General features: G+C 73.0%; 15 protein-coding genes and 1 pseudogene. 12 read left to right on the top strand and 4 right to left on the bottom strand.

Annotated elements, in window-relative coordinates:
• The first annotated feature begins 15 nt into the window (after positions 1-15).
• The 6 genes from OG852_RS17670 to moeZ all read left to right on the top strand — a co-directional run bounded on the left by OG852_RS17670 (position 16) and on the right by moeZ (position 7,624).
• Positions 16-1,278 carry a DUF3152 domain-containing protein gene (locus tag OG852_RS17670; protein ID WP_443064536.1) on the top strand — a complete coding sequence of 421 codons (1,263 nt, stop codon included), beginning with the start codon at positions 16-18 and terminating at the stop codon, positions 1,276-1,278.
• Between the two features lie 195 nt (positions 1,279-1,473).
• The gene (locus tag OG852_RS17665) at positions 1,474-3,270 is read left to right on the top strand and encodes a DUF3492 domain-containing protein (protein WP_330348409.1); all 1,797 of its coding nucleotides are present in this window, start codon (positions 1,474-1,476) and stop codon (positions 3,268-3,270) included.
• The gene (locus OG852_RS17660; RefSeq protein ID WP_330348408.1) at positions 3,267-4,418 is read left to right on the top strand and encodes a hypothetical protein; all 1,152 of its coding nucleotides are present in this window, start codon (positions 3,267-3,269) and stop codon (positions 4,416-4,418) included. The genes OG852_RS17665 and OG852_RS17660 overlap by 4 nt, the downstream gene beginning before the upstream one ends.
• Before the next feature lie 255 nt (positions 4,419-4,673).
• The gene (locus OG852_RS17655; RefSeq protein WP_330348407.1) at positions 4,674-5,636 is read left to right on the top strand and encodes an NAD-dependent epimerase/dehydratase family protein; all 963 of its coding nucleotides are present in this window, start codon (positions 4,674-4,676) and stop codon (positions 5,634-5,636) included.
• Entirely contained in the window at positions 5,624-6,382 is a 759-nt protein-coding gene (locus tag OG852_RS17650) for a spherulation-specific family 4 protein (protein ID WP_330348406.1), read from the top strand. Before OG852_RS17655 ends, OG852_RS17650 begins: the two co-directional genes overlap by 13 nt.
• Positions 6,383-6,445: 63 nt before the next feature.
• Positions 6,446-7,624 carry an adenylyltransferase/sulfurtransferase MoeZ gene (gene moeZ, locus OG852_RS17645; RefSeq protein WP_133912542.1) on the top strand — a complete coding sequence of 393 codons (1,179 nt, stop codon included), beginning with the start codon at positions 6,446-6,448 and terminating at the stop codon, positions 7,622-7,624.
• Positions 7,625-7,689: 65 nt separating this feature from the next.
• Here moeZ and OG852_RS17640 read toward each other — a convergent pair whose 3' ends face one another.
• From OG852_RS17640 to OG852_RS17630, 3 genes are all read right to left on the bottom strand, one after another.
• The gene (locus OG852_RS17640; protein ID WP_133912541.1) at positions 7,690-9,249 is read right to left on the bottom strand and encodes an alpha/beta hydrolase; all 1,560 of its coding nucleotides are present in this window, start codon (positions 9,247-9,249) and stop codon (positions 7,690-7,692) included.
• A gap of 146 nt (positions 9,250-9,395) precedes the next feature.
• Positions 9,396-10,940, bottom strand: a complete 1,545-nt coding sequence (locus OG852_RS17635) for an alpha/beta hydrolase (protein WP_330348405.1) — start codon at positions 10,938-10,940, stop codon at positions 9,396-9,398.
• Between the two features lie 64 nt (positions 10,941-11,004).
• Complete coding sequence (locus OG852_RS17630) at positions 11,005-13,689, bottom strand: lysylphosphatidylglycerol synthase domain-containing protein (protein ID WP_330348404.1); 2,685 nt, start codon at positions 13,687-13,689, stop codon at positions 11,005-11,007.
• A 186-nt stretch (positions 13,690-13,875) separates the two neighbouring features.
• Between OG852_RS17630 and OG852_RS17625 the strand changes: the two genes are divergently transcribed.
• The 5 genes from OG852_RS17625 (at position 13,876) to nudC (ending at position 23,969) form a co-directional block, all read left to right on the top strand.
• Positions 13,876-14,280: an MGMT family protein gene (locus tag OG852_RS17625; RefSeq protein WP_133912538.1), complete on the top strand. Its 405-nt coding sequence runs from the start codon at positions 13,876-13,878 to the stop codon at positions 14,278-14,280.
• Positions 14,281-14,439: 159 nt separating this feature from the next.
• Positions 14,440-17,823: an ATP-dependent helicase gene (locus OG852_RS17620; protein ID WP_330348403.1), complete on the top strand. Its 3,384-nt coding sequence runs from the start codon at positions 14,440-14,442 to the stop codon at positions 17,821-17,823.
• A gap of 115 nt (positions 17,824-17,938) precedes the next feature.
• Positions 17,939-21,448 carry an ATP-dependent helicase gene (locus OG852_RS17615; protein ID WP_133912536.1) on the top strand — a complete coding sequence of 1,170 codons (3,510 nt, stop codon included), beginning with the start codon at positions 17,939-17,941 and terminating at the stop codon, positions 21,446-21,448.
• Between the two features lie 10 nt (positions 21,449-21,458).
• The gene (locus OG852_RS17610; protein ID WP_330348402.1) at positions 21,459-22,871 is read left to right on the top strand and encodes a dipeptidase; all 1,413 of its coding nucleotides are present in this window, start codon (positions 21,459-21,461) and stop codon (positions 22,869-22,871) included.
• 153 nt (positions 22,872-23,024) lie between these two features.
• A complete protein-coding gene (gene nudC, locus OG852_RS17605) occupies positions 23,025-23,969 on the top strand; it encodes an NAD(+) diphosphatase (protein ID WP_133912534.1) in 945 nt (314 codons plus the stop codon).
• A gap of 55 nt (positions 23,970-24,024) precedes the next feature.
• On the opposite strand, the pseudogene OG852_RS17600 reads toward nudC, so the two are convergent.
• A pseudogene (locus tag OG852_RS17600) lies at positions 24,025-24,120 on the bottom strand (NrdH-redoxin); the annotation flags it as partial.
• Positions 24,121-24,172: 52 nt separating this feature from the next.
• On the opposite strand from OG852_RS17600, the gene OG852_RS17595 reads away from it, so the two are divergent.
• A complete protein-coding gene (locus OG852_RS17595) occupies positions 24,173-25,876 on the top strand; it encodes a recombinase family protein (RefSeq protein ID WP_133912533.1) in 1,704 nt (567 codons plus the stop codon).
• Positions 25,877-25,980: the final 104 nt, after the last annotated feature.

Raw genomic sequence — 25,980 nt, 5'->3', positions numbered from 1 at the left:
CCGGACGCCGCCCCGGTGCTGCTTCCCGACGGCACCCCGGCCCACGGGGTGCCCCGGTACCCCGACGGCACGCCCGCGCACGGCGTCCCGCAGGTCCGCGGCGGGCACCCCGAACAGCGGGAGGCCGGGGGCGGCTGGGGCGACCTCGGAGGCCGTCAGGCGGGCACGCCCGGACAGCCGGTGATACCGCGTCAGCGGCCCGTTCCGCCGCAGGGCCCCCGGCCGGGTCCCCGCCAGGAGTACCTCGACGCCTTCACCTCCGACGCCTTCGCCCCCGACGCCTTCGCCTCCGACGAGGACGTCGACGTCTTCACGCGCGCGAGACGGCTGTCGGCGCCCACGCGCGCGTCCGGCCCGTACCCGGACGATCCGCGCTCCTCCGCGGCCGACCGGGGCGCAGGCGGGCGCACGGGTGTCCCGGCCGGAGCCGACGCGGACGACGGCACGCCGCCCACGGGCGCGCCGGCCGACGGCAGGGGCGCCAAGGGGCGGACCTTCACCGGAATCGCCGCCGCGGCGGTCACGACCGTGCTGGCCGTCGTGGTGGCCGGGCAGGTGGCCGACGGCCGCGACGACGACCGCGTCCAGTCGCAGTCGGCCGCGGGGAAGGCCGCGGTCGGCGCCCTGGAGTCCGCCGCACCGAGCCCGTCCCTGTCCGCCTCCCCGGCCCCCGTGACGCTGACGTACGAGCAGAAGATGGACGCCAAGTACCGGATCGCCGCCACGCTCAAGGGGTCCGGGAAGTTCGACGTGATCCCCGGCGTCGACAAGGCGCCCGGCAAGGGGCAGAAGTTCACCTACCGGGTGGACGTGGAGCAGGGGCTCGGTCTCGACGGCGCGCTGTTCGCGCAGGCCGTGCAGAAGACCCTCAACGACGACCGCAGTTGGGCGCACGACAACGCGCGCACCTTCGAGCGGATCTCCTCGGGAAAGCCGGACTTCGTCATCACGCTCGCCAGCCCCGGCACCACCGCCTTCTGGTGCGCCAAGTCCAGCCTGGACACCACCGAGGACAACGTCTCCTGCGACTCGGCCGCCACCGAACGCGTCATGATCAATGCGTACAGGTGGGCCCAGGGATCACAGACATACGGCGATGCGATCCATGCGTACCGGCAGATGTTGATCAACCATGAAGTCGGCCACCGCCTCGGCCATCACCATGAGAACTGCCAGAAGGACGGCGAGCTCGCCCCCGTCATGCAGCAGCAGACGAAGTTCCTGGACCATCACGGGATTCACTGTCTGCCCAACCCCTGGCCGTACCCCAAGAGCTGACGTGACGGTGCGCATCCGAGTGATCTCTTAGCGCGACCGAACGCGACCCGCACGGGAAAGTTACGACCGTTCACCCCTTTTGGTGGCGCGATGGACAACCGTCCGTCGCGCCACCGCCTTGTCCGCTTACGTTCTTCCCGCTGCGAGCCGCCGGGTCAACGGCGGCTCCCCAGAGGGGAGATCGGGGGTGCGTGCGTGCGCATCGGACTGTTGACGGAGGGTGGCTATCCGTATGTGAGCGGTGACGCCGGACTCTGGTGCGACCGGCTCGTGCGCGGGCTCGGGCAGCACGAGTTCGACATCTACGCGCTCAGTGGCGGACCGCACCAGGAGGAGTCCGGCCTCGTCGTGCTTCCGCCGCAGGTCGGGCGGGTGCGGACAGCGCCCCTGTGGACCGCGGAGGAGGACGGGGTCGCGTACGGGCGGCGCGCACGCCGGCGCTTCACCGAGTGCTACGACGAACTGGTCGGCGCCCTGAGCGACAGCTCCGCCTCTCAGGCGGACCGTTTCGCCACCGGTCTCTACGGCCTTGCCGAACTCGCCCGCGACGAGGGCGGACTGGTGGGAGCGCTCCGCTCGGAGGGCGCCGTGCGCGCCCTGGAGCGCGCCTGCCGTGCGCCCGGCGCGCTGCGCACGGCGCGCGAGGCGCGCGTACCCGAACTGCTGACGGTGGCCGGGCAGCTGGAACGCGCCCTGCGCCCCCTCTCGCTCGACTGGTACGGGCCCCACGGCCGCGACGGCGACACGCTCGGCTCGGTGGACCTGTGCCATGCCGCGTCCGGCGGCCCGGCCGCCCTGCCCGGGCTGCTCGCGCGCCACTTCTCCGACGTACCGCTGCTCGTCACGGAGTACGGCGTACGGCTGCGGACGCACTACCTGACCTCGGGGGCGCCCGGCGCGCCCGCCGGCGAGAGCGCGCCCGCCGTGCGCGCCCTGCTCGCCGCCTTCCACACCCTGCTCGCCGCCGAGGTCTACCGGCAGGCGGCCCGCCTCACGCCCGGCAACGCCCACGCCCGCCGCTGGCAGGAACGCTGCGGCGCCGACCGGGCCAAGGTGCGCACGATCCACCCGGGTATGGACGCCACGCCCTTCGCGGCCGTGGGCGACGCCCCGGACACCGCCGATCCGCACACCCTGGTCTGGTCCGGCCGTGTGGAACCGGCCAAGGACCTCGTGTCCCTGCTGCACGCCTTCGCCCAGGTCCGCAAGGACGAGCCGAGGGCCCGGCTGCGGATCGTCGGCGCGTCGGCCGGGCCCGAGGGGCAGGCCTACCTGGGGCACTGCCGGACGCTCGCCGCCCAGCTCTTCCCCGACGAGGCCGAGGGCCCGCACGCCGTCGGCGAGAACCCGGTGTCCTTCGAGGAACCCGGCGGCCCCCGGACGCCGAGTCCCGCCGAGACCTACGCGGCCGGAGCGGTCGTCGTCCTGTCCAGCGTCGTCGAGGGGTTCCCGGTCGGTCTCGTGGAGGCGATGTTCTGCGGGCGCGCGACCGTGTCCACGGACGTCGGCGCGGTGGTCGAGGTCATCGGCGGCACCGGCCTCGTCGTCCCGCCGCGCAATCCAAGGGCGCTCGCGGAGGCGTGTGCGGCCCTGCTGCGCGATCCCGAGCGCCGTGCGCGCCTCGGCGCCGCCGCCCGCGCCCGCGCGCTGGAACTCTTCACCGTCGAGCAGAACATCGAGGCGTATCACGGGCTCTACCTCGAGGTCGTCTCCCAGTGCCCGGCCCGGGGGGTCGTCCTCGACCAGGACGGCGACCCCCGTCCGTTCGCCGTCCCCGCCGAGGCCCGGCTCCCCGGCCGCTGGACCGGCCTCGGCGCACGCGTCACCGCCCGCCGGGGCCCGGGCTGGACGGCGGGGCCGCCGGTGCGGGGCGTTCCGCCACGGAGCGCCGCGACACGGGGCGGACCGACGCCGGGCGCCTTTGGCCGGGACGCTTCGGCGCAGGCGGCTCCGCCCGTCGCCGCCGTTCCCTTCACCGAGGGGGCACGATGAGCGACCTGGGCGAACTGGACCGGCCCGGAACCCCCGAGAGGCCGACCACCACGCGCCGAGGGGCCGGCGACCCCGTGAAGGCGCTGATGCACCGTCACCGGGAGCTGTGCGAACGGGCCGTCGACCCCCTGGAGATCGCGGCGGGTCTGGAGGCCCACGGAGTCACCGACCGCACCGCGGCCCGTTTCCGGCACCGGGACGTCTTCTCCCTCGCCGAGGAGTTGTACGCCCGGGTCCCGCGCGGCGACGACACACGCCCGCGCCCGGCGCCCACCGCCCTCCCGCGCCCCCGCCCGGGCCGCGCCCTGCTCACCCTGCTGCCGGGCGCCCTGTGCGCCGTCGCCCTGACGGGACTGCGCCTCACCGAAGGGCGGACCCGCCTTCTCGTGGCCGCCGTCGGCGTCCTCGCGGTGACCCTCGCCCTGCGCCAGGCCCTCCGCAAGGGCCCGCTCGGCCCCCGCGCCGGCACCCGCCGCGGCCGGCTCCGGACCACCCTCTGGACCTGCTGGCTCCTCGCCTACGCGGCCCTCGGCGACGGCCTGCTCCGGGCCACCGTGGCAGGAGGCCCCGACGGGCCGCCCACCGGCGCGCCGGACGGCCCCTGGCCCTTCGCCCCCGCGCCCCTGCTCACCCTCACCCTGGCCTGCGCACCCGCCGCCTGCTGTGCCCACCTCCTGTCCGCCCGCGCCCGCCGCAGGCTCGACGCCAGCCGCGGCCTGGAGGAGTTCACCGCGTCCGTACAGCCCCTGCTGCTCGGTGTGTTCACGCTCTTCCTGGCCACGCTCGGCGCACTCACCGCCCTCGGCGCCGCGGCCCTGGACGAGCCGGCCGCGTACGCCCCCGTCCTCACCCTGGGCGCCCTCCTCTTCCTCGCCCGCCTCCTCACGGTCCACGGCTTCCCGCACCTCCCGGCCCTCGTCCTCGGCGCCACCGGAACCGCCGAAGCCCTCGCCCCGGCCACCGTCCTCGCGGGCCGACTGCCCGGCTGCGGCCTCCTCTCCGTCCCCGTCGAGACCCTCGTCACCGCCTGGGGCCCGGCGGCCCTCCCGGCCCTGCTCTGCGGAGCCGCCGCCCTGCCCCTGCTCGTCCACGCCACCCGCACCCTGACCAGAGCCTCGGCCCACGCACGAACGGCCCACCCGTGCTGAGCCCCCGACCACCGCGCGCAGCGCCACCCCCACCGTGCGCGGACCGCACGACGCACGCGCTCCTCCATCCCGCGGGCAACCGCACCACCCTCGAAGGAGAGACCAGATGACCACCTCCCGATCCGGAGCGACCGGAGCCACCGGGACACCCGCGGTCGCAGGAGCCCCCGCGGTCACAGGAGCGGCCGCAGCACCCGGGGCGAGCGGAGCCCACCCGGCCCCGACCGCCGCAGCGCGCACCCAGGGAGCCGCACGATGAGGGTCCTGCTGATCGGAGCCAACGGCTACCTCGGCCGCTTCGTCGCCGACCGCCTGCTCGCCGACCCGGCCGTCCAGCTCACCGCGCTCGGCCGCGGCGACGACGCCGACGTCCGCTTCGACCTCGCGTCCGGCAGCCCCGGCGCGCTCACCCGCTTCCTCGACGCGGTACACCCCCAGGTCGTCGTCAACTGCGCGGGCGCCACCCGTGGCGGTGCCCGCGAACTCACCCGGCACAACACCGTCGCCGTCGCCACCGTCTGCGAGGCCCTGCGCCGCAGCGGCTGCGGCGCCCGTCTCGTGCAGATCGGCTGCGGCGCCGAGTACGGCCCGAGCCAGCCCGGCTCCTCCACCGCCGAGGACGCCGTCCCCCGCCCCGGCGGCCCGTACGGCGTCAGCAAACTCGCCGCCACCGAACTCGTCCTCGGCTCCGGTCTGGACGCCGTCGTCCTGCGGGTGTTCTCCCCGGCCGGCCCCGGCACCCCGGCCGGATCCCCGCTGGGACGCCTCGCGGAGGCCATGCGCCGCGCCATGCAGTCCGGCGACGGCGAGCTCAAACTCGGCGGACTCGGCGCGCAGCGCGACTTCGTCGACGTCCGCGACGTCGCCCGCGCCGTGCACGCCGCCTCGCTCTCCGCCGCGCAGGGCGTCATCAACATCGGCTCCGGCCGCGCCGTCCGGCTGCGCGAAGCCGCCTCGGTCCTCGCGCGCGTGGCCGGATACGGCGGTGCCCTCCATGAACTCGACGGCCCGCCCGGCACCCATCTGAGGCCGGCCATCGGGCACCCCCGCGCCGACTCCGACCACGCGGCCCCGGTCGTGTACCCGTACCCGGACGGCTGCGGCAGCTGGCAGCAGGCCGATGTGCGCACCGCCCGCGACCGGCTCGGCTGGCGGCCCCGGATCGGTCTGGAGGAGTCCCTCGCCGACATCTGGATGGAGGCGGCATGTCGTATCTGACCGGTACGCCGACCGGCATCCCGAGCGCCGGGACCACCGACCTGCGCACCGGCCTCGGTGTGCCCGGTATGGCCCACCCCCTGCTCGCACCGGCCGAGTGGGGCGCTCTCGCCCGCGCGGGCGGCGCCCTGCACTGGGTCGTGCTGAACGTCGCCGACGGCCCCGGTGTCCGCCCCGACCCGCACTGCCTCCAGGCCGCGGGGGGACTGCGCAACGCGGGCGTCCGCGTCCTCGGGCACCTCGATCTCGTCCACGGCGTCCGCGCCCTCGCCGAGGTGCTCTCCGACGCACGGCGGCACCTCGACTGGTACCGGGTCGACGGCTTCCTCCTGGACCGCTGCCCGGCCGGACGCGCCGAACTCCCCGAGGTCCGCCGTACGGTCGACGCCCTGCGCACCCTGCGTGAGGCGCCCCACATCGTCCTCGGCCAGGGGATCCACCCGCACCCGGGCTACGCCGACCACGCCGACCAGTTGGTCACCTTCTCCGGCCCGTGGACCGACTACCGCTGGTCGCAGGTGGCCGAGTGGACCGCCGACCATCCGCCCGAGCGGTTCTGCCACTTGGTGCACGGCACGCCCCGCGGCCATCTCGACGAGGCCCTGCGCATCGCCCGCTGGCAGGGCGCGGCCACGATCTGGTTCACCGACCGGGGCGACCGCGGCGGTCTGGACGACCCATGGGCGACCATGCCCGGCTACTGGGACGAAATCGTCTCGCGGATCGGAACGGGTGTCTCGGAATGAAGAAGGCCGTGGCAGTGTTACGGGGAGAACAACTGTAGTGATCGACCGACCAACGGAGTCCCCGTGTCGCTGCCACCCCTGGTCGAGCCAGCCGCTGAGCTCACCGTAGACGAGGTTCGCCGGTACTCCCGCCACCTGATCATCCCGGACGTCGGGATGGACGGGCAGAAGCGGCTGAAGAACGCCAAGGTGCTCTGTGTGGGCGCCGGCGGCCTGGGCTCGCCGGCGCTGATGTACCTGGCCGCGGCGGGCGTGGGCACGCTCGGCATCGTGGAGTTCGACGAGGTCGACGAGTCGAACCTGCAGCGCCAGATCATCCACAGTCAGGCGGACATCGGCCGCTCCAAGGCCGAGTCCGCGCGTGACTCCGTCCTCGGCATCAACCCGTACGTGAACGTGATCCTTCACGAGGAACGGCTCGAGGCCGAGAACGTGATGGACATCTTCAGCCAGTACGACCTGATCGTCGACGGCACGGACAACTTCGCGACCCGCTACCTGGTCAACGACGCGTGCGTGCTGCTGAACAAGCCGTACGTCTGGGGCTCGATCTACCGCTTCGACGGCCAGGCCTCGGTGTTCTGGTCCGAGCACGGCCCCTGCTACCGCTGCCTGTACCCGGAGCCCCCGCCGCCGGGCATGGTCCCGTCCTGCGCGGAGGGCGGCGTCCTCGGTGTGCTGTGCGCGTCGATCGGCTCCATCCAGGTCACCGAGGCGATCAAGGTCCTCACCGGCACCGGTGAGCCGCTGGTCGGGCGCCTCATGATCTACGACGCCCTGGAGATGCAGTACCGCCAGGTCAAGGTCCGCAAGGACCCCGACTGCGCGGTCTGCGGCGAGAACCCGACCGTCACCGAGCTCATCGACTACGAGGCCTTCTGCGGCGTCGTCTCCGAGGAGGCCCAGCAGGCGGCCGCCGGCTCGACGATCACTCCCAAGCAGCTCAAGGAGTGGATCGACGACGGCGAGAACATCGAGATCATCGACGTCCGCGAGCCGAACGAGTACGAGATCGTCTCCATCCCGGGCGCCAAGCTGATCCCGAAGAACGAGTTCCTCCTGGGCACCGCCCTGGAGGGGCTGCCCCAGGACAAGAAGATCGTCTTGCACTGCAAGACGGGTGTCCGCAGTGCGGAAGTCCTCGCCGTGCTGAAGTCCGCGGGCTTCGCGGACGCCGTCCACGTCGGTGGCGGTGTCATCGGCTGGGTCAACCAGATCGAGCCGAGCAAGCCGGTCTACTGACCCCACGCCACACCCCTGTCGGCGGGGGCCCCGGGCGCCACGAGTGCCCGGGGCCCCCGCCGACGTCATGAGCAGACCTTGCCGTCCTCGGGCACCGTGCCCTTGACCAGGTAGGCGTTCACCGCGGAGTCGACGCAGTCGCTCCCGCTGCCGTAGGCACCGTGTCCCTCGCCCTTCCAGGTCAGCAGCACACCGATCCCCCTGCCGAGTTCGTCGGCCATCTTGCGCGCGCCCTCGTACGGGGTCGCCGGGTCCCCGGTGTTGCCGACCAGCAGGATCGGCGGCGCGCCCGCCGCGCTGACCTCCGGGGTGTCGTACTGCCCGGCCACCGGCCAGTCGTGACACCAGCCGGCCGTGTCCCAGCCCAGGAAGTCCCCGAAGACCGGCGAGATCTTCTCGAACTCCGGCAGCCGCTTCCTCGTCTCCTCGGCGGTCGGCCGCTGCCTGTCGTCCAAGCACGATATGACGCGTTGTGAGTGGGTCGTCGTGCCGTAGCTCCCCGAGGAGTCCCGCTCGTTGTAGCCGTCGGCGAGCGCGAGCAGCTCGGTGCCGTCGCCCTGCTCCGCCGCCTCCAGGGCACTGGTCAGGGCCGGCCAGCTCTGCTCGCTGTACAGCGGGAGCACGATGCCGGTGACGGCGAGCGTCTGGTTCAGCTTCCGTCCGTCGGACGTCGGCAGCGGCCGGCTGTCGAGCCGGTCCAGGAAGTCCGCGATCTTCGCGGTGCCCTGCTCGGGGTCCTGGCCCGTCGACTTCAGATAGTCGTCGAGTGCTCGTTGGAAGCCCCTCGCCTGGTTCTCGGCGTGGCCCACCGCGTCGGCGCTCGGGTCGACGACCGCGTCGAGGATCAGCCGACCCACCTTCTTCGGGAACAGATGGGCGTACACACCGCCGAGTTCGGTGCCGTAGGAGATGCCGAAGTAGTGCATCCTCGTGTCGCCGAGGACCTGGCGCATCAGGTCCATGTCGCGGGCCGTGTCGGTGGTCGACACATGCGCCAGCAGATCACCCGCGGCCTTCTCGCAGCCCTGGCCGAAGTCGGTGGCGTCCTGGAGGTACGCCTGCTCCTCGGCGGGGGTGTCCGGGGTGATGTCGATGGACTCGGCGGCCTGGATGTCCTTGTTGCTGCGGCAGCGGATGCCCTCGCTGCCGCCCACCCCGCGCGGGTCCCAGCTCACCAGGTCGTAGCGCTCGCGCAGGGCGGAGAACGTGGAGCCGTACGGCGGGAGCGTGGACACGCCCGAGCCGCCCGGACCGCCGAAGTTGAACAGCAGCGAGCCGATCCGCTCGCCGCCGCCCCGGGACTTGGCGCGGATCAGCGCCAGACCGATGGTCTCGCCGTCGGGCTTCGACCAGTCCAGCGGCACCTGCATCGTGGCGCACTGCCACATGCGGCCCGGCGCCGCCGAGTCGGCGCCCGCCTTGCAGCGTCCCCAGTCCAGCTTCTGCCCGGTGAGCGAAGCCGGGAGCGCCGCCGCAGTCGACGTGTCCGACGAGCCCCCCGACGGCCGGCCGCCCGTCGAACTCCCCTTTCCGTCCTCCCCGCCGCCCGACGAGCCGCCGCTGCAGCCCACGGCGAGCAGCGCGGTGGCGGCAGCCAGAGCCGTCCACCGTAGGAATCGCGCCATTGTGCCCTTCCCCCCTCGCCGACCGTCCGCGCCAGGCGGCGGGACGGCTGTCAGGCCATGGTAGGCCGCGCCCGGTCCGCCCGTCGGAGCCTGTGGATAACGTTGTGACCTGCTGATTTTCCGCGGTAGGGAGAGGTGGGGGAGGGTCAGGAGCAGACGGTTCCGGCGGCCGGTACCTTGCCCGCCAGCAGGTAGCCGTCCACCGCCGCCTTCACACACGTGCTCTTGCTGCCGTAGGCGCCGTGCCCCTGGCCCCGGTAGGTCAGCTGCACGCCGACGCCCTTGCCCAGCGCGGTCACCATCCTCCGCGCCCCTTCGTACGGGGTCGCCGGGTCACCGGTGTTGCCCACCACGAGGATGGGCGCCGAACCGGCCGCGCCCACGTCCGGGTGGTCCGCGGCACCCGGCACGGCCCAGTCGGTGCAGCCGACCAGGGACCAGGCGAGGAAGTCCCCGAACAGCGGTGAGGCGGCGCGGAACTCCGGCAGCCTGCCCTCGACGTCGTCGGCGGAGTAGCGGGGCTTGTCGTCGGAGCAGTTGATGGCGGTGTTCGCGGCCGCGATGTTGCTGTACTCGCCGTTGGCGCTGCGACCGTTCATCGAGTCGGACAGCAGCATCAGGATCCTGCCCTCCCCGTCGTCGGCCTGCTCCAGGCCCTCGGTGAGGTACTCCCAGAAGTCCTTCGAGTACAGCGCCTGCGCGATGCCGTTGGTCGCGGCGCTCTGGGTCAGGACGCGGGGGAAGACACCGGGGATCGGCTTGGCCTCGAGCCGCTTCAGCAGGGCCGCGATCCGGTCCTTCACGTCCTGCGCGGTGTCGCCGACGGGGCAGGCCTCGGTCTGGGAGGTGCAGTGCTCGGCGTAGTTGTCGAGTGCGAGCTGGAAGCCCCTGGCCTGGCCGAGGGCCCCTTGTTCCGGTGTCTGCGTCGGGTCGACGACCGCGTCGAAGACGGCACGTCCGACGTTCCGGGGGAAAAGGTGGGCGTAGACGCCGCCGAGTTCGGTGCCGTAGGAGATGCCGAAGTAGTGCAGTTTCTTGTCGCCCAGGACCTGGCGCATCAGGTCCATGTCACGGGCCGCGTCGGTGGTGCGCACATGCGGCAGCATCGTCCCGGAGTGCTTCTCGCAGGCCGCGTTGAACGCCTCGGTGTTGTTCAGGAGCGCGGTGCGCTCGGCGGCGTCGTCGGGGGTCATGTCCTGCTGGAAGTAGGCGTCGAGCTGCTGGTCGTTCTCGCAGGTCACGCCGGCGCTGCGGCCGACCCCGCGCGGGTCGAAGCTCACCAGGTCGTAGCGGGTGCGCAGGGTCGTGTAGTCCTCGCCGAACGCCGGCAGGGTGCTCACGCCCGAGCCGCCGGGCCCACCGAAGTTGAACACCAGTGACCCGATCCGCCGGCCGGGGTCGCCGCTCGTCTCGGCCCGGATCAGCGCGATCTTGATGGTGTCGCCCTTCGGATCGGCCCAGTCCCGGGGCGCCTTCATCGTGGCGCACTCCCACCGGTCGCCGTCCGGCAGCGCGGAGGGGGCGTTGCCGCCGCCCTCCGAGGAGGACGGCGCCGGGCAGTCCTTCCAGTCCAGTTTCTGCCCCGTCAGATCCTCGTCCCCGGCGTCGTCGCCACAGCCGGCCACCGCGGAGGCCAGCAGGAGGGCGGTCGCGGTCAGGGCGGCGGCGCGCAGCCGGGCGGGATTCGGCATGACCCCATCGTGCGGTCGGGGCCGCCCTCGCGCGCGGGGCACGGGACCGTACGAGGTACCGCCTCTAGAGCGCGCCCTTGCGGCTCAACTGGTTGAAGGCCAGCCAGCCCGGCAGCACCGGGAGCCACAGCGTCAGCAGCCGGAAGAGCAGCACCGCGGGGGCGGCCACCTCCTTGGGCAGACCGACCGCGATCAGACCGACCGTGAGAGTCGCCTCGACCGCCCCGACACCGCCGGGAGTCGGCGCGGCGGACCCCAGCGCGTTGCCGGCGAGGAAGACGACCGCGACGCTGGCGATGCTGATCGAGGTCGACTCCGTGCCGAACGCGCGGATCGAGGCGTCCAGGCACATCACGAAGCAGAACGTCAGCAGCAGCATGCCGCCGATGCCGGTGACCAGCTTCTGCGGCCGTTGGAGCACGTCCAGCATGCGCGGCACGACACCCGCGAACAGCGACCGCACGCGCGTGGAGACGAATTTCCGCAGGAACGGCACCGACGTCACCACCAGCACCAGCACCGCCACCGTCAGCAGACCCGCGATGACCGTGCGGGACGGCGACAGCGACGGCGTCTTCTCGGTGCCGGTCAGATAGCCGAACGACAGCAGCATCAGGATGTGGCAGCCGAGTCCGAACAGCTGCGACGCGCCGACGCTCGCCACCGCGAGGCCGGGGCGCACCCCCGAACGCTGAAGGAAACGTGTGTTGAGCGCGACCCCGCCGACCGCGGCCGGTGCCACGATCTTCACGAACGACCCCGCGACCTGCGCGGCGACGGTCCGCGGGAACGGCACCCGCTCGGGCACGAACCCCAGCAGGCTCATCGCGGCGGCCACATAGCTCAGCGCGGAGAACAGCACGGCCGCCGCGACCCAGCCCCACTCGGCGTTGGCGACGAGCGGGCCGAACTCGATGTGGGTGAGCTGCGTCAGCAGGAAGTACGCGCCGATCGCGCCGGCGATGAAGCTCATCAGGGTGCGCGGCCGCACCCGCTCCAGACGGGCCGGCTCGACCGGGGCCTGGGGCCGGATCAGCAGCACCTGGTGCCGGATCTGCGTCAGCAGATCCTCCTCGCGGGCCTCCTCCAGGGCTTCGTCGATGGCCCGCTTCTCGGCCCGCGCCTGTGCCCGTACGGCCTTCTTCTCGGCCTTCTCCGAGACCGGCTCCGTCTCGTGCCCCGCCTCCAGCCGGGCCTGCTTGGCCTGCCGGGAGGCCTCCAGGACCGCCTCGCGCTCGCGCTGTGCCCGTTCCCGGGCCAGTCTTCGCAGCGTCGCGCGCGTGGAGCGACTGAGCGCGATGGGCTGCAGCATCGGCAGACAGTCCGCCACCGCGTCCGGGCCGAGCACGCCCACGGCCGAGGCGACCGCGCGCTCGGCTCCCACGCGCAGCCCCAGGGTGACGAGGAGCTGGGAGATGTCCATGCGCAGCAGCAGATCGCCGGCCGCGATCTCACCGACGCGCAGATCCGTGAGGATGACCGTGCCGGAACGATCCACCAGGACCGCGTCCCCCACCAGCCTGCGGTGCGCGATGCGCCGGGACTGCAGGGCACGCACCTGGTGCCAGGTGTCGCGCAGCAGGTCGTCGGTGATCTCGTCGTCCGCCAGCGAGTCCAGCGTCCGCCCGCCGGTGTGCTCGTAGACGAGCATCACGGCGTCGGGGCCGAGCTCGGAGGTGGCGATCAGCTTGGGCGCGTTGGCGCCGGCCGCGATCGCCGCGTAGGCGAGCAGCGCCTCCTGCTCCAGGGCCTGGCGCAGCGACTGCAGGCTGCTGCGGGTGGCGAAGCCGCGAAGGGTCAGATTGCGCCACGCGCGGTAGAAGAATCCCTGGGCCTGCTGCTCCCGGTCGACCACGGTGACGTCCAGCGGCGGGCCGTCCTCCAGGGTGACGAAGTAGCGCCGGCCGCGGTCGCCGGTCTCGGAGGTGTCCGACGCCTCCTCGCGGGCCGCGCTCACCGGGTGGAAGCCGACGTGCCGCAGGCCCGCCATCAGGGTCCGTCCCGTGGGGCGCACGTTCGGCGAGCCGACCGCGTACAGCGTGCCGTACGCCACGGTCCAGCCGATCAGCACCGTCAGGATGATCGAGAACGGCGTGGTGTAGCCGGTGACCAGCATCGAGAACGCGTCGAGGAGCAGCACCATCCACAGCACCGCGCGCCAGCGTGGCCGGCGCGACATGCCCACGGCCGTCATGTACGCGATGACCGGGGCGAGATAGCCGTGCACCGGGTCGGTCAGGGCGTGGATGTCGCCGGGGGAGGGCTGGGTGAGCGCCTCCTGGATCGAGTCCGGGGCCGCCTTGGCGACCCACAGGTCCGTGGCGAGTGTCACACCGTGCGCGAGGACGGCGGCGAGCACGCCGTCGGCGATGCGCAGCCCGTCCCGCTTGATCAGCCGCTCGATCGCGAAGGCCACCGGCACCAGCAGGATGGCGATGCTGGACGCCAGCCCCGCGATCTTGATGAGCAGATCGGGTGCCTGACCGGTGCCCTTGTTGATGTCCTGTTCGAGGCCGGAGGTCGTTCCGTGTGCGAAGGCGGCGATGCCCAGCAGCACGATGACGGCGAGCACGCCCACCAGCAGCCGCATGAGGTCCGAGGGGCGGTGCACGCGCGCGGGGAGCAGCGGTTCGTCGCCCTCGACCTCGTCGATGTGCACTTCTTCGCACGACTCGTCGACCGGTCCCGGGCGCGACGCAGCGTCAGAGGTGCCCTCCGCGTCCTCGGGATGCACACCCTGCTGCTTCATCGTCTCTTCTTGATCTCGTATCACCGGTCACCGCCCGCACGATGGTGGCATGCTCCGCCGACACACGGGGGCATCAGGGTGCAAACGCGGGGGCGCACAGTCTGCCCCACCCCCCGCTCGGGGGCGAGGGTCACGCACGGTCACACATCGGTCGCGCTGTCGGTGGCGTGCGGCAGGATGGGGCGGATGAGCGAGCAGAGCATCCCGGACGACGCCCGCCCGGAGCACGACGCCCGCCCCGAGTACCCCGACGCGCTCCCGGAGTACGCCGAGCGGGTCCTCGAGGTCGCCGAGCTGATCCCGCCCGGGCGGGTCATGACGTACGGGGACGTCGCCGAGTGGCTCGAGGAGGGCGGGCCCCGGCAGGTCGGCCGGGTGATGGCCCTCTACGGCGGCGCCGTGCCGTGGTGGCGCGTGGTGCGCGCCGACGGGGCGCTGCTGCCCGGCCACGAGTTGCGGGCGCTCGGCCACTACCGCGACGAGGGCACGCCGCTGAAGCAGGCGAGCAGGGCCGCCGAGGGCCACCTGCCGCGCCTCGACATGCGGCGGGCCCGCTGGGACGGCGGCGAACGCGCGGACGGTCACACCTGACAGCTTCCGCCATCCGGCCCGCCCGAGGGGACCCTGTGGCCCGTACGGGGGAAAACAGGAAAACCGGGCACGTCGGTGCCATGGCGTACGTTCGAGGGGCACGGGGCGGAGAAAGCGGCCCTCGACCACCCAGCACACCCACCAGGACCGGCGAACCACGTGAGCTCCTCTTCCTCCACCAGGCGCCTGCCGCACCCCCAGGGGCGACAGGGGAGCCGTGGCGCTTACCGACTGGTCCGTACCCCGCCGACCCGGACCGATCCCCCTCGTCTGGACGCCGCACAGCGCTCCGTGGTTGACCACACCGGCGGACCGCTGCTCGTCCTCGCCGGTCCGGGCACCGGAAAGACCACCACCCTCGTCGAGTCGGTGGCGGCCCGCATCGCCCGCGGCGGCGACCCCGCGCGCGTGCTGGTGCTGACCCTCAGCCGCAAGGCGGCCGTGGAACTGCGCGACCGGATGGCGCTGCGCATGGGCGCCGCCCGCGCCCCCCAGGCGACCACCTTCCACTCGTACTGCTACGCCCTGGTCCGCGCCCACCAGGACAGCGAGCTGTTCGTGGAACCCCTGCGGCTGCTGTCCGGCCCCGAGCAGGACGTGGCCGTCCGCGAGCTGCTGGCCGGCCAGCTCGACCTCCAGCGGCTCGGCCTCGCGCACGTGCGCTGGCCGGACGAACTGCGCGCCTGCCTCACCACGCGCGGGTTCGCCGACGAGGTCCGCGCGGTGCTCGCCCGCAGCCGCGAACTCGGCCTCGGCCCCGACGCCCTGGACGCCTTCGCCACCCGCATCGGCCGCCCCGACTGGCGGGCCGCGGCCGCCTTCCTCGCCGAGTACCTCGACGTCCTCGACCTGCACGGGGTGATCGACTACGCCGAACTCGTCCACCGCGCGGTCCTCCTCGCCCACCGCCCCGAGACCGCCGGGCGGCTGGCCGCGCAGTACGACGCCGTGTACGTCGACGAGTACCAGGACACCGACCCGGCACAGGTACGGCTGCTGCACTCCCTCGCCGGCGGCGGCCGCGCCCTGGTCGCCTTCGGCGACCCCGACCAGTCGATCTACACCTTCCGTGGCGCCGACGTGAACGGCATCCTGGACTTCCCGCACGCCTTCCCCCGCTCCGACGGCCGCCCGGCCCCCGTCGAGGTCCTGCGCACCTCCCGCCGCTCCGGCGCCGCCCTGCTCGCCGCCACCCGGCTGCTCACCCAGCGCATGCCCCTGACCCGCCTCCCGGCCGAGAAGGTCCGCGCCCACCGCGAACTCGCCCCCGCGCGCGAGGGCGGCCGCGTCGAGGTCTACACGTATCCGACCCCCGGCACCGAGCTGGACAACGTCGCCGACATCCTGCGCCGCGCCCATCTGGAGGACGGCGTGCCCTGGGGCGACATGGCCGTCCTGGTCCGCGCCGGCTCCCGTACGATCCCCACCGTCCGCCGCGCCCTCACCGCCGCCGGTGTCCCCCTCGACATCGACGGCGACGACCTGCCCCTGCGCCACGAACCCGCCGTCGCGCCCCTGCTGACGGCCCTGCGGGCGGTGGCGACCGCGGAGGCGAGCCCGGGCGAGCACACCGAGGGCACCGACAGCACCGACGGCGCCGAGCACCCCGACGGCGCCGAACACCTCGAGAACACCGACAGCAGCGCGGACACCGACGCCTGCTGGCTGGACACCGAGACCGCCCTCACCCTCCTCGCCTCCCCGCTCGCCGGCATGGACGCCGCCGATCTGCGCCGCCTGGGGCGCGCCCTGCGCGAGGAGGAGCGCGCCGCCGGCAACCCGCTGCCGCCGCCCTCCGACGCCCTGCTCGCGCGCGCCCTCGCCGAACCGGAACGGCTGGTCACCCACGACCCGGTGTACGCGCGCGGCGCCCAGCGCCTCGGCGCACTGCTCGCCACGGCCCGTGAGCGCCTCGCGCGCGGCGGCACCGCCGAGGAGGCGCTGTGGGACCTCTGGGACGGCACACCCTGGCCCGCCCGCCTGGAGCGAGCCGCCCGCCGCGGCGGCGCGGCCGGACGCAACGCCGACCGCGACCTGGACGCCGTCTGCGCGCTGTTCGCCACCGCCGCGCGCGCGGAGGAGCGCACCGGCGGCCGAGGCGCCCTGAACTTCCTCGCCGAGATCGAGGCCGAGGACATAGCCGCCGACACCCTGACCCGCCGTGCCGTACGCCCCGACGCCGTACGCCTGATGACCGCCCACCGCGCCAAGGGCCTCGAGTGGCGTGTGGTGGTCGTCGCCGGCGTCCAGGAAGGCCTGTGGCCGGACCTGCGCCGCCGTGGCTCCCTCCTGGAGGCCGACCGCATCGGCCGCGACGGACTCGCCGAGCCCCTCACCCCGGGCGCGCTGCTCGCCGAGGAGCGCCGCCTGTTCTACGTGGCCGCCACCCGCGCGCGTGAGCGTCTCGTCGTCACCGCCGTGAAGGCGCCCGCAGACGACGGCGACCGGCCCTCCCGCTTCCTCACCGAGCTCGGCGTCGAACCCCGGGACGTCACCGGCCGCCCCCGCCGTCCCCTGTCCGTCGCCGCGCTCGTCTCCGAACTGCGCGCCACGACGGTCGACCCCCGGGCCTCCGCCGCCCTCCGCGAGGCCGCCGCCCGCCGCCTCGCCCGCCTGGCCGCACTCGCCGACGAGGACGGCCGGCCGCTCGTGCCGTCGGCACACCCCTACCGCTGGTGGGGCATGTTCGAGCCGACCGAGAGCAGGGTGCCGCTGCGCAACCGCGACCAGCCCGTCGTGCTCTCCGGCAGCGCCCTCGACCAACTCGCCAACACCTGCGCCCTGCAGTGGTTCCTCGGCCGCGAGGTGAAGGCCGACGCGCCCGCCACCGCCGCCCAGGGCTTCGGCAACGTCGTCCACGTCCTCGCCGACGAGGTGGCCTCCGGGCACACCCCGGCCGACCTCGACGTCCTCATGGAGCGCCTCGACTCCGTGTGGAACGCGCTCGCCTTCGACGCGCCCTGGAAGTCGGAGCAGGAGAAGGGCAACGCGCGCGTGGCGCTCGAACGTTTCCTGCAGTGGCATGTCATGGACCGCGCGGGGCGCACGCCCGTCGCCAGCGAGCACGACTTCGACGTCACGCTCGAAGCGGGCGACTACGAGGTGCGCATCCGCGGCCAGATGGACCGCGTCGAGGCGGACGGCGAGGGCCGCGCCTACGTCGTCGACTTCAAGACGGGCAAACAGGCGCCGACCGCGCGCGAGGTCGAACGCCACCCCCAGCTCGCCGTCTACCAGCTCGCCGTCCGCGAGGGCGCCGTCGACGACGCCTTCGACGGCGTACGCCCCGAGCCGGGCGGCGCCGAACTCGTCCAGTTGCGCCAGGGCGCCGCCAAGCGCGACGGCGGCGAGGCCCTGCCGAAGGTGCAGGCCCAGGAAGCCCTGGAGGGCCCGGGAGGGGAGTGGGTCGGCGAACTCCTCGCCACGGCGGCCGGCAAGGTCCTCGACGAACGGTTCACCCCGAGCGCCGGCCAGCACTGCACCCACTGCGCGTTCCGGGCCTCGTGCAGCGCACGGCCGGAGGGGCGGCACGTGGTGGAGTGAGCGGGCCGGCGCGGAGAGCACGCGGGGGAGAGAGCGGCTCCGTGCGGAGAGCGAGCGGCTCGGTGCGGAGAGCGCTTGGTCATCGATTGTCGGTGCCCGCCGTTAGCCTCTCCTCATGCCCGCCCGCATCACCGATCCCGAGCAGCTCAAGGAGCTCCTCGGGATCCCCTTCACCCCGGAGCAGACGGCCTGCGTCACCGCGCCGCCCGCCCCGCAGGTGATCGTGGCCGGAGCCGGATCGGGCAAGACGACGGTGATGGCCGCGCGCGTGGTGTGGCTGGTCGGCACCGGCCAGGTCGCCCCGGAACAGGTCCTCGGCCTGACCTTCACCAACAAGGCCGCCGGAGAACTCGCCGAACGCGTCCGAAAGGCGCTGATCAAGGCGGGCGTCACCGACCCCGACGTCATCGACCCGGACAATCCGCCCGGCGAGCCGGTCATCTCGACGTACCACGCCTTCGCGGGCCGGCTGCTGACCGACCACGGGCTGCGCATCGGCCTCGAACCCACCTCCCGGCTGCTCGCCGACGCCACCCGCTACCAGCTCGCCGCACGGGTCCTGCGCGAGGCCCCCGGCCCCTACCCGGCGCTCACCCGCTCCTTCGCCGACCTGGTCAGCGACCTGCTCGCCCTCGACTCCGAGCTCGCCGAACACCTCGTACGCCCCGAGGAGCTCCGCACCTGGGACGCCGGTCTGCTGGGCACCCTGGAGGGCGCCAGGCTCACCAACGCCGACCTGCGCAAGGTGCCCGAGGCCGCCGCGGCCCGGCGCGAGCTCGCCGACCTGGTCGTCCGCTACCGCGCGGCCAAACGGCAGCGCGACCTGCTGGACTTCGGCGACCAGATCGCCCTCGCGGCACAGCTCGCCCAGGTCCCCGAGGTGGGCCGGATCCTGCGGGACGAGTTCCGTGTGGTCCTCCTCGACGAGTACCAGGACACCTCCGTCGCCCAGCGCATCCTCCTGGCCGGTCTGTTCGGCGGCGGCACCGGCCACCCCGTGACCGCCGTCGGAGACCCCTGCCAGGCCATCTACGGCTGGCGCGGCGCCTCCGTCGCCAACCTCGACGACTTCCCCGAGCACTTCGCGCACGCCGACGGCCGGCCCGCCACCCGTCAGGCGCTCAGCGAGAACCGCCGCAGCGGCGGCCGCCTCCTCGACCTCGCCAACGGTCTCGCCACCCCCCTGCGCGCCATGCACGCGGGCGTGGAGGCCCTCCGCCCCGCCCCCGGCGCCGAACGCGACGGCCTGGTCCGCTGCGCGCTCCTCGCCACCCACGCCGAGGAGATCGACTGGATCGCCGACTCCGTCGCCCACCTCGTGAACACCGGCAAGGCCCCCGGTGAGATCGCCGTCCTGTGCCGTACGGCCACCGACTTCGCCGAGATCCAGGGCGCCCTCGTCGCCCGGGACGTGCCCGTCGAGGTCGTCGGCCTCTCCGGACTGCTGCATCTGCCCGAGGTCGCCGACCTCGTCGCCGTCTGCGAGGTCCTCCAGGACCCAGGCGCCAACGCCTCCCTGGTCCGGCTGCTCACCGGCCCGCGCTGGCGCGTCGGCCCGCGCGACCTCGCCCTCCTCGGCAGGCGGGCCCGCCTCCTCGTCGCCCACGCGCGCGGGGCCGACGGCGACGACCCGGACCGCCGCCTCGCCGAGGCCGTCGAAGGGATCGACCCCTCCGAGGTGATCTCGCTCGCGGACGCCCTCGACACCTTCCTGGAGAGCCCCCTGGAGGGCGCCGACGACGGGCTGCCGTTCTCGCCGGACGCGCGCGTGCGCTTCGCACGGCTCGCCGCCGAGCTGCGCGACCTGCGCCGCTCCCTGGCCGACCCGCTGATGGACATCCTGCACCGCGTCCTCGCCGTCACCGGTCTCGAGGTCGAACTGTCGGCCTCCCCGCACGCGCTGGCCGCCCGCCGCCGCGAGACCCTGTCGAACTTCCTCGACATCGCCGCCTCCTTCGCCGCCGGCGAGAGCGAGGCGAGCCTGCTCGCCTTCCTCGGCTTCCTGCGCACCGCCGCCCAGTACGAGAAGGGCCTCGACAACGCCCTGCCCGGCGGCGAGAACACCGTCAAGGTCCTCACCGCGCACAAGTCCAAGGGCCTGGAGTGGGACGTCGTCGCCGTCCCCGGCCTGGTCACCGGCACCTTCCCCAGCGGCCAGGGCCGCGAGAAGTGGACCGCCCAGGCCAAGGTGCTGCCGCACGCGCTGCGCGGCGACGCCGACACCCTCCCCGACATCGAGTCCTGGGACTCCCGGGGCATGAAGGCCTTCCACGAGGCCATGAAGGACCACCAGCACACCGAGGAACTCCGCCTCGGCTACGTCACCTTCACCCGCCCCCGCTCCCTGCTCCTCGGCTCCGGCCACTGGTGGGGCCCCAGCCAGAAGAAACCACGCGGCCCCTCCGACTTCCTGCAGGCCCTCCACGACCACTGCGTGTCGGGGTACGGCGAGATCGAGGCCTGGGCGGACGAGCCGCGGGAGGACGCGGAGAACCCCGCCCTGCACCGCGCGGCGGCCGACCAGGTCTGGCCGCTCCCGCTGGACGACGCGGCACTGGCCCGCCGCCGCACCGCCGCCGACACCGTCCTCGCCCACCTCGACGATCTCGCCGCCCAGGACGGCGTACGGCCCGCCGCCACGCACGACCCGGACACCCACGACGACCCCGACTGGCCCCCGCCCCCCGACGAGGACGAGCCGCCCTACGACGAGGCCGACCCGTTCGACGACGACCTCTACGGCGACTTCACCGAAGAGACGCCCCGGGAACCCGCCCCGGCCCACCCCGCCGTCCCCCACCAGGCCACCGCCGCAGAGCGCCGGCCTCCCGCCGGCCGCCCCCGGCGGGCCGCCCTCACGCCCGAGGAGGCCCGCGCCGTCGCCTCCTGGGACCGCGACCTCGACGCGCTCGCCGGCGAGCTCCTGCGCACCCGCCGGAGCGTCACCGACGTCCCCCTCCCGACGACGCTCACCGCGTCGCAGGTGCTGCGCCTGGCCGCCGACCCGGACGGTCTCGCACAGGAACTCGCACGCCCCATGCCGCGCCCCCCGCAACCGGCCGCGCGCCGCGGCACCCGGTTCCACGCATGGGTGGAGGCCCGCTTCGGGGAGTTGACGCTTCCGCTCCTCGAACCCGACGAGCTGCCCGGCGCCGACGCCGAGATCGCCGACGAGCGGGACCTGGAGGCGCTCAAGGATGCCTTCGAGCGCACCGAGTACGCCCACCGCACCCCGCACCGCGTCGAGGCCCCCTTCCAGCTCGCTCTCGCCGGCCGCGTCGTACGGGGCCGCATCGACGCCGTCTACCGGCAGGACGACGGCGACACCACGACGTACGAGATCGTCGACTGGAAGACCCACCGCGCCCGCACCGCGGACCCCCTCCAGCTCGCCCTGTACCGGCTCGCCTGGGCCGAGCAGCAGGGTGTGCCCGTGGAATCCGTCACAGCGGCGTTCCTCTATGTGCGCACCGGCGAGGTGGTACGGCCCCACAACCTGCCCGATCGCGCGGCCCTGGAGCGCCTGTTGACGGGCGAGGAAGCGCTTGCCGAGGACGACGGGGGACCGCACGGGCCCACAAGCCGTGCACAACGGCCCGGCGAGGATGTCGGCGCGGGCCGATAGGCTCGTGACCATGAGCCACACCGTTGACAGTGCCGTCAGCGCCGTCCGCACGTACATCGGGCAGCACCGCGCCGCCTTCCTCGACGACCTCGCCGAGTGGCTGCGCATCCCGTCGGTGTCGGCGCAGCCCGACCACGCCCCCGACGTACGCCGCAGCGCGGACTGGCTCGCCGCGAAGCTGCTGGAGACCGGTTTCCCGACCGCCGAGGTCTGGCGGACGCCCGGCGCCCCCGCCGTCTACGCGGAGTGGCCCTCGAGCGACCCCGAGGCGCCCACCGTCCTGGTCTACGGCCACCACGACGTGCAGCCCGCCGCCCGCGAGGACGGCTGGGACAGCGACCCCTTCGAGCCCGTCGTCCGCGAGAACCGCCTCTACGCGCGCGGGGCGGCCGACGACAAGGGCCAGGTGTTCTTCCACACCCTCGGTGTGCGCGCCCACCTCGCCGCCACCGGCCGCACCGCCCCGGCCGTCCACCTCAAGCTGCTGATCGAGGGCGAGGAGGAGTCCAGCTCCCCGAACTTCCGCGCCCTCGTCGAGGAGCACGCCGAGCGGCTCGCCGCGGACGCCGTGATCGTCTCCGACACCGGCATGTGGTCCGCGGACACCCCCACCGTCTGCACGGGCATGCGCGGCCTCGCCGAGTGCGAGATCCGGCTCTTCGGACCCGACCAGGACATCCACTCCGGCTCCTTCGGCGGCGCCGTCCCCAACCCGGCCACCGCGGCCGCCCGCCTCGTCGCCGCCCTGCACGACGAGCACGCGCGCGTGGCCGTCCCCGGCTTCTACGACGGCATCGTCGAGCTCACCGACCGCGAACGCGAACTCTTCGCCGAGCTGCCCTTCGACGAGGAGCAGTGGCTGCGCACCGCCAAGTCGCACGCCGCCCACGGAGAGGCCGGGCACACCACGCTGGAGCGCGTCTGGGCCCGCCCGACCGCCGAGGTCAACGGCATCGGCGGCGGCTACCAGGGCCCCGGCAGCAAGACGATCATCCCGTCCTCCGCCTTCGTGAAGCTGTCGTTCCGGCTGGTCGCGGGCCAGGACCCCGACCACGTCGAGAAGGCCGTCCGCGCCTGGGCCGACGAACAGATCCCCGCCGGGATCCGCTACGAGATCGCGTTCAGCCCCGCCACCCGCCCGTGCCTGACCCCGCTCGACCACCCCGCCCTGCGGTCCGTGGTCAGCGCCATGGGCCGCGCCTTCGAAGGGCCCGTCCGCTTCACCCGCGAGGGCGGCTCCGGACCCGCCGCCGACCTCCAGGAGGTCCTCGGCGCCCCCGTGCTCTTCCTCGGTATCTCCGTCCCCTCCGACGGCTGGCACGCGCCGAACGAGAAGGTCGAGCTGGACCTCCTCCTCAAGGGCGTCGAGACCACCGCGTATCTCTGGGGCGACCTGGCGGAGAACTGGCGCCGTGCGCCCTGACGACGACCCCGCTCGGCCCGGAGGGGGTTTGCGCGCGGCGCACACTGGAAAGGCCGCACCGCAGCGCCGCACCGGACCCGGTCGCCCCCTCCCGCACGTCCCGCTGAACCGCCCGCCGAATCAACCGTTCCACCGGGGGAGTTGGAAGCACCCGTGACCACCTGGACCGACCAGAACGCCGACAGGCCCATCTCGCTCACCGCGCCGAGCGGCATCGACCGGGCCGCCCACCACCGGCTCGACGAGGCCTGGCTCGCCGCCGCGTGGAGCCACCCCAACACGCGCTGTTTCGTCGTCTCCGGCGGCCAGGTCCTCATCGACGAGACGCCCGACGGGCGGACCGAACTCGTCATGACGCCCTCCTTCGAGGCCCCCCTCACCGAGGCGCACCGCTACTTCCTGGGCACCGACGAGGACGGCGTCAGCTACTTCGCGCTCCAGAAGGACGCCCTGCCCGGCCGTATCGACCAGTCCGCCCGCCCGGCCGGACTGCGCGAGGCCGGACTGCTGCTGTCGCCGCGGGACGTGGGCCTGATGGTGCACGCCGTCGGTCTGGAGAACTGGCAGCGCACCCACCGCTTCTGCTCCCGCTGCGGCGAGCGCACGGTCATCGCCGCGGCCGGACACATCCGCCGCTGCCCGGCCTGCGGTGCCGAGCACTACCCGCGCACCGACCCCGCGGTGATCATGGCCGTCACCGACGAGGACGACCGCATCCTCCTCGGCCGGCAGGTCCACTGGCCCGAGGGCCGCTTCTCGACCCTCGCCGGTTTCGTCGAGCCCGGCGAGTCCATCGAGCAGGCGGTGCGCCGCGAGGTGTTCGAGGAGGCCGGGATCAGCGTCGGCCAGGTCGACTACATCGCGAGCCAGCCCTGGCCGTTCCCGTCCAGCCTGATGCTGGGCTTCATGGCCCGCGCCACGTCGACCGCGATCGACGTCGACGGCGACGAGATCCACGAGGCCCGCTGGTTCTCCCGCGACGAGCTGGCCGCGGCCTTCGAGGCGGGCGAGGTCCTGCCCCCGTACGGCATCTCCATCGCGGCCCGCCTGATCGAGCTCTGGTACGGCAAGCCGCTGCCGACGCGCAGCTTCGTCTGAGAACAGCGAAAGGGGTGGGTGTCCCGGCCGGGACACCCACCCCTTTCGCGACCGCCTACGCGCCGATCTTCTGCTTCACCTGCGCCAGCGACGGGTTCGTCAGGGTCGAACCGTCGGCGAACAGCACGGTGGGCACGGTCTGTAGACTTCCCGCTACGTAAGGGCGGCCAGGGAGGGCCGCCCCTTGTGGGGGAGGGAAGAGCGTGAGCGAGAAGCCCAGGGCTCTTGGCGTGGTCCGTCTGTCCGTCGGCAACGAGAACCAGACGGGGGAGGACACGCAGCGCACCCGCATCAGCAAGCGTGCGGACGCGGAGGAAATGGAGTTGGTCGACTTCGCCGTCGACATCGACGTGTCGGCGTCCATCTCGCCGTGGGTACGCCCGTCCCTGGGCGACTGGCTCAACAACAAGAAGGACCAGTTCGACCACATCATCATCCTGAAGATCGACCGCATCGCGCGGTCGGTCCGTCATCTGTCGGACATCATTGAGTGGTGCGAGGCGAACGGTAAGGGCCTCATCTCCTGCGAGGAGGGATTCGACCTCTCGAAGCCGTGGGGCAAGACCATCGCCAAGATCCTGGCTGTGGTCGCCGAGGCCGAGCTGGACGCCATCAAGGCCCGCAACAAGGCTTCCCGGGAGACCATGCGGAAGACCGGCCGCTGGCCGGGTGGCCTTGTCCCGTTCGGACGTAGAGCAGTGAAGGGCGACGCAGGCTTCACTCTGGAACTCGACCCCGAGTACGGCCCGACGCTGATCGAGATGATCCGGCGCTTCATCGAGAAGCCGAGCTTCTCGGCCGTCGCCGACTGGTTGAACGAGCAAGGTGTACCCACGGCTCAGGACATCGCTCGCATCCGCGCGGCGGCGGGCGAGAGCACAACTCGGCTGGCCGACCCGAAGCCTCGGGGAGCCAGGTGGACGCCGACCACAGTGCAAGCCGTACTGATCAGCCGCTCCCTGCTCGGGGAGTACGTACGCGCCAGTGGCGCCGTAGCCCGCAACGACGACGGCACACCTGTCATGCGTTCTGAGCCGGTACTGAACGAGGAGGAGTGGACGAAGCTGTCGGAAGCCGTCGCCTCGGTCAAGTACAAGAAGCAGAAGGGTTCTACGTCGCCGACGGTGGGCGTGACGTTCTGCCTGTTGTGCGGAAGCGCCCTCTACTTCGTGAAGGGCGACCCGGCCAAGGGCAAGCGCGAGCGGTACCGCTGTCACGGCAACAAGAGCAAGGGCATCCAGGCATGCCCGAAGCAGAGGTTCTGGGCCGAAGACCTGTACCCCTGGCTGGAGTCGACCCTGTTGGGCGAGATCGGCCACTTGGAACGGATGGAGTCGAAGACGACCATCGACGACAGCCGTGCGGCGAAGCTCGCCGTGATCGACGGCAAGATGAACCAGCTCCTGAAGGAACTCCAGCAGGACGAGCTCAGCGCCGTCGCGTACGCCTCGCAAGTCGCCAGCCTTGCCCAGGACCGAGAGAAGGTCACCAACCAGGAGGGGCCGAAGCCGGTGACCGTGTGGACGGGTACGGGCGAGAGCTACGCGGAGTGGTGGGAGCGGTCGAGTGTCGACGAACGGCGTGAATGGCTGAAGAAGCACAAGGTCAAGGCGTACTTCGGACATGACGTCCTGGCCGTCGATCCCGGCGACCTGATCGAGAACATCAAGCAACAGGGCATCTCGTATTGGGACCTGCCCTCCAAGTCTTCTCAGGTGCTCCCACCGATCACGCCGATCTCGTTGCACGGAAAGCCGTACGAGAAGCCGAAGCCGCTTACGGGTGTGGAATGGGAGATCGTCAGCCGCTGGGAGGACTTCGACGCGGAACGGGCAGCGCAGCGGGCGAAGGCTGAGGAGGAATCCAAGGGAGCAGAGGGAGCCGAGATGGTTCCGATCTCTGCCTGATGCAGGCTGAGCAACCGAGGAAGGCCCCCGGCCTGGGGGGCCTTCTGTCTTGCGATCAGAAGGGCGGCGGCTCGTGCCCTGCTTCTTGGAGCCGGTCGGTCAAG

The sequence above is a fragment of the Streptomyces sp. NBC_00582 genome (assembly GCF_036345155.1).
GTDB lineage: Bacteria > Actinomycetota > Actinomycetes > Streptomycetales > Streptomycetaceae > Streptomyces.
Note: the sequence above shows the minus strand (reverse complement) of the source record. Positions and strands in the feature narration are given on the sequence as shown.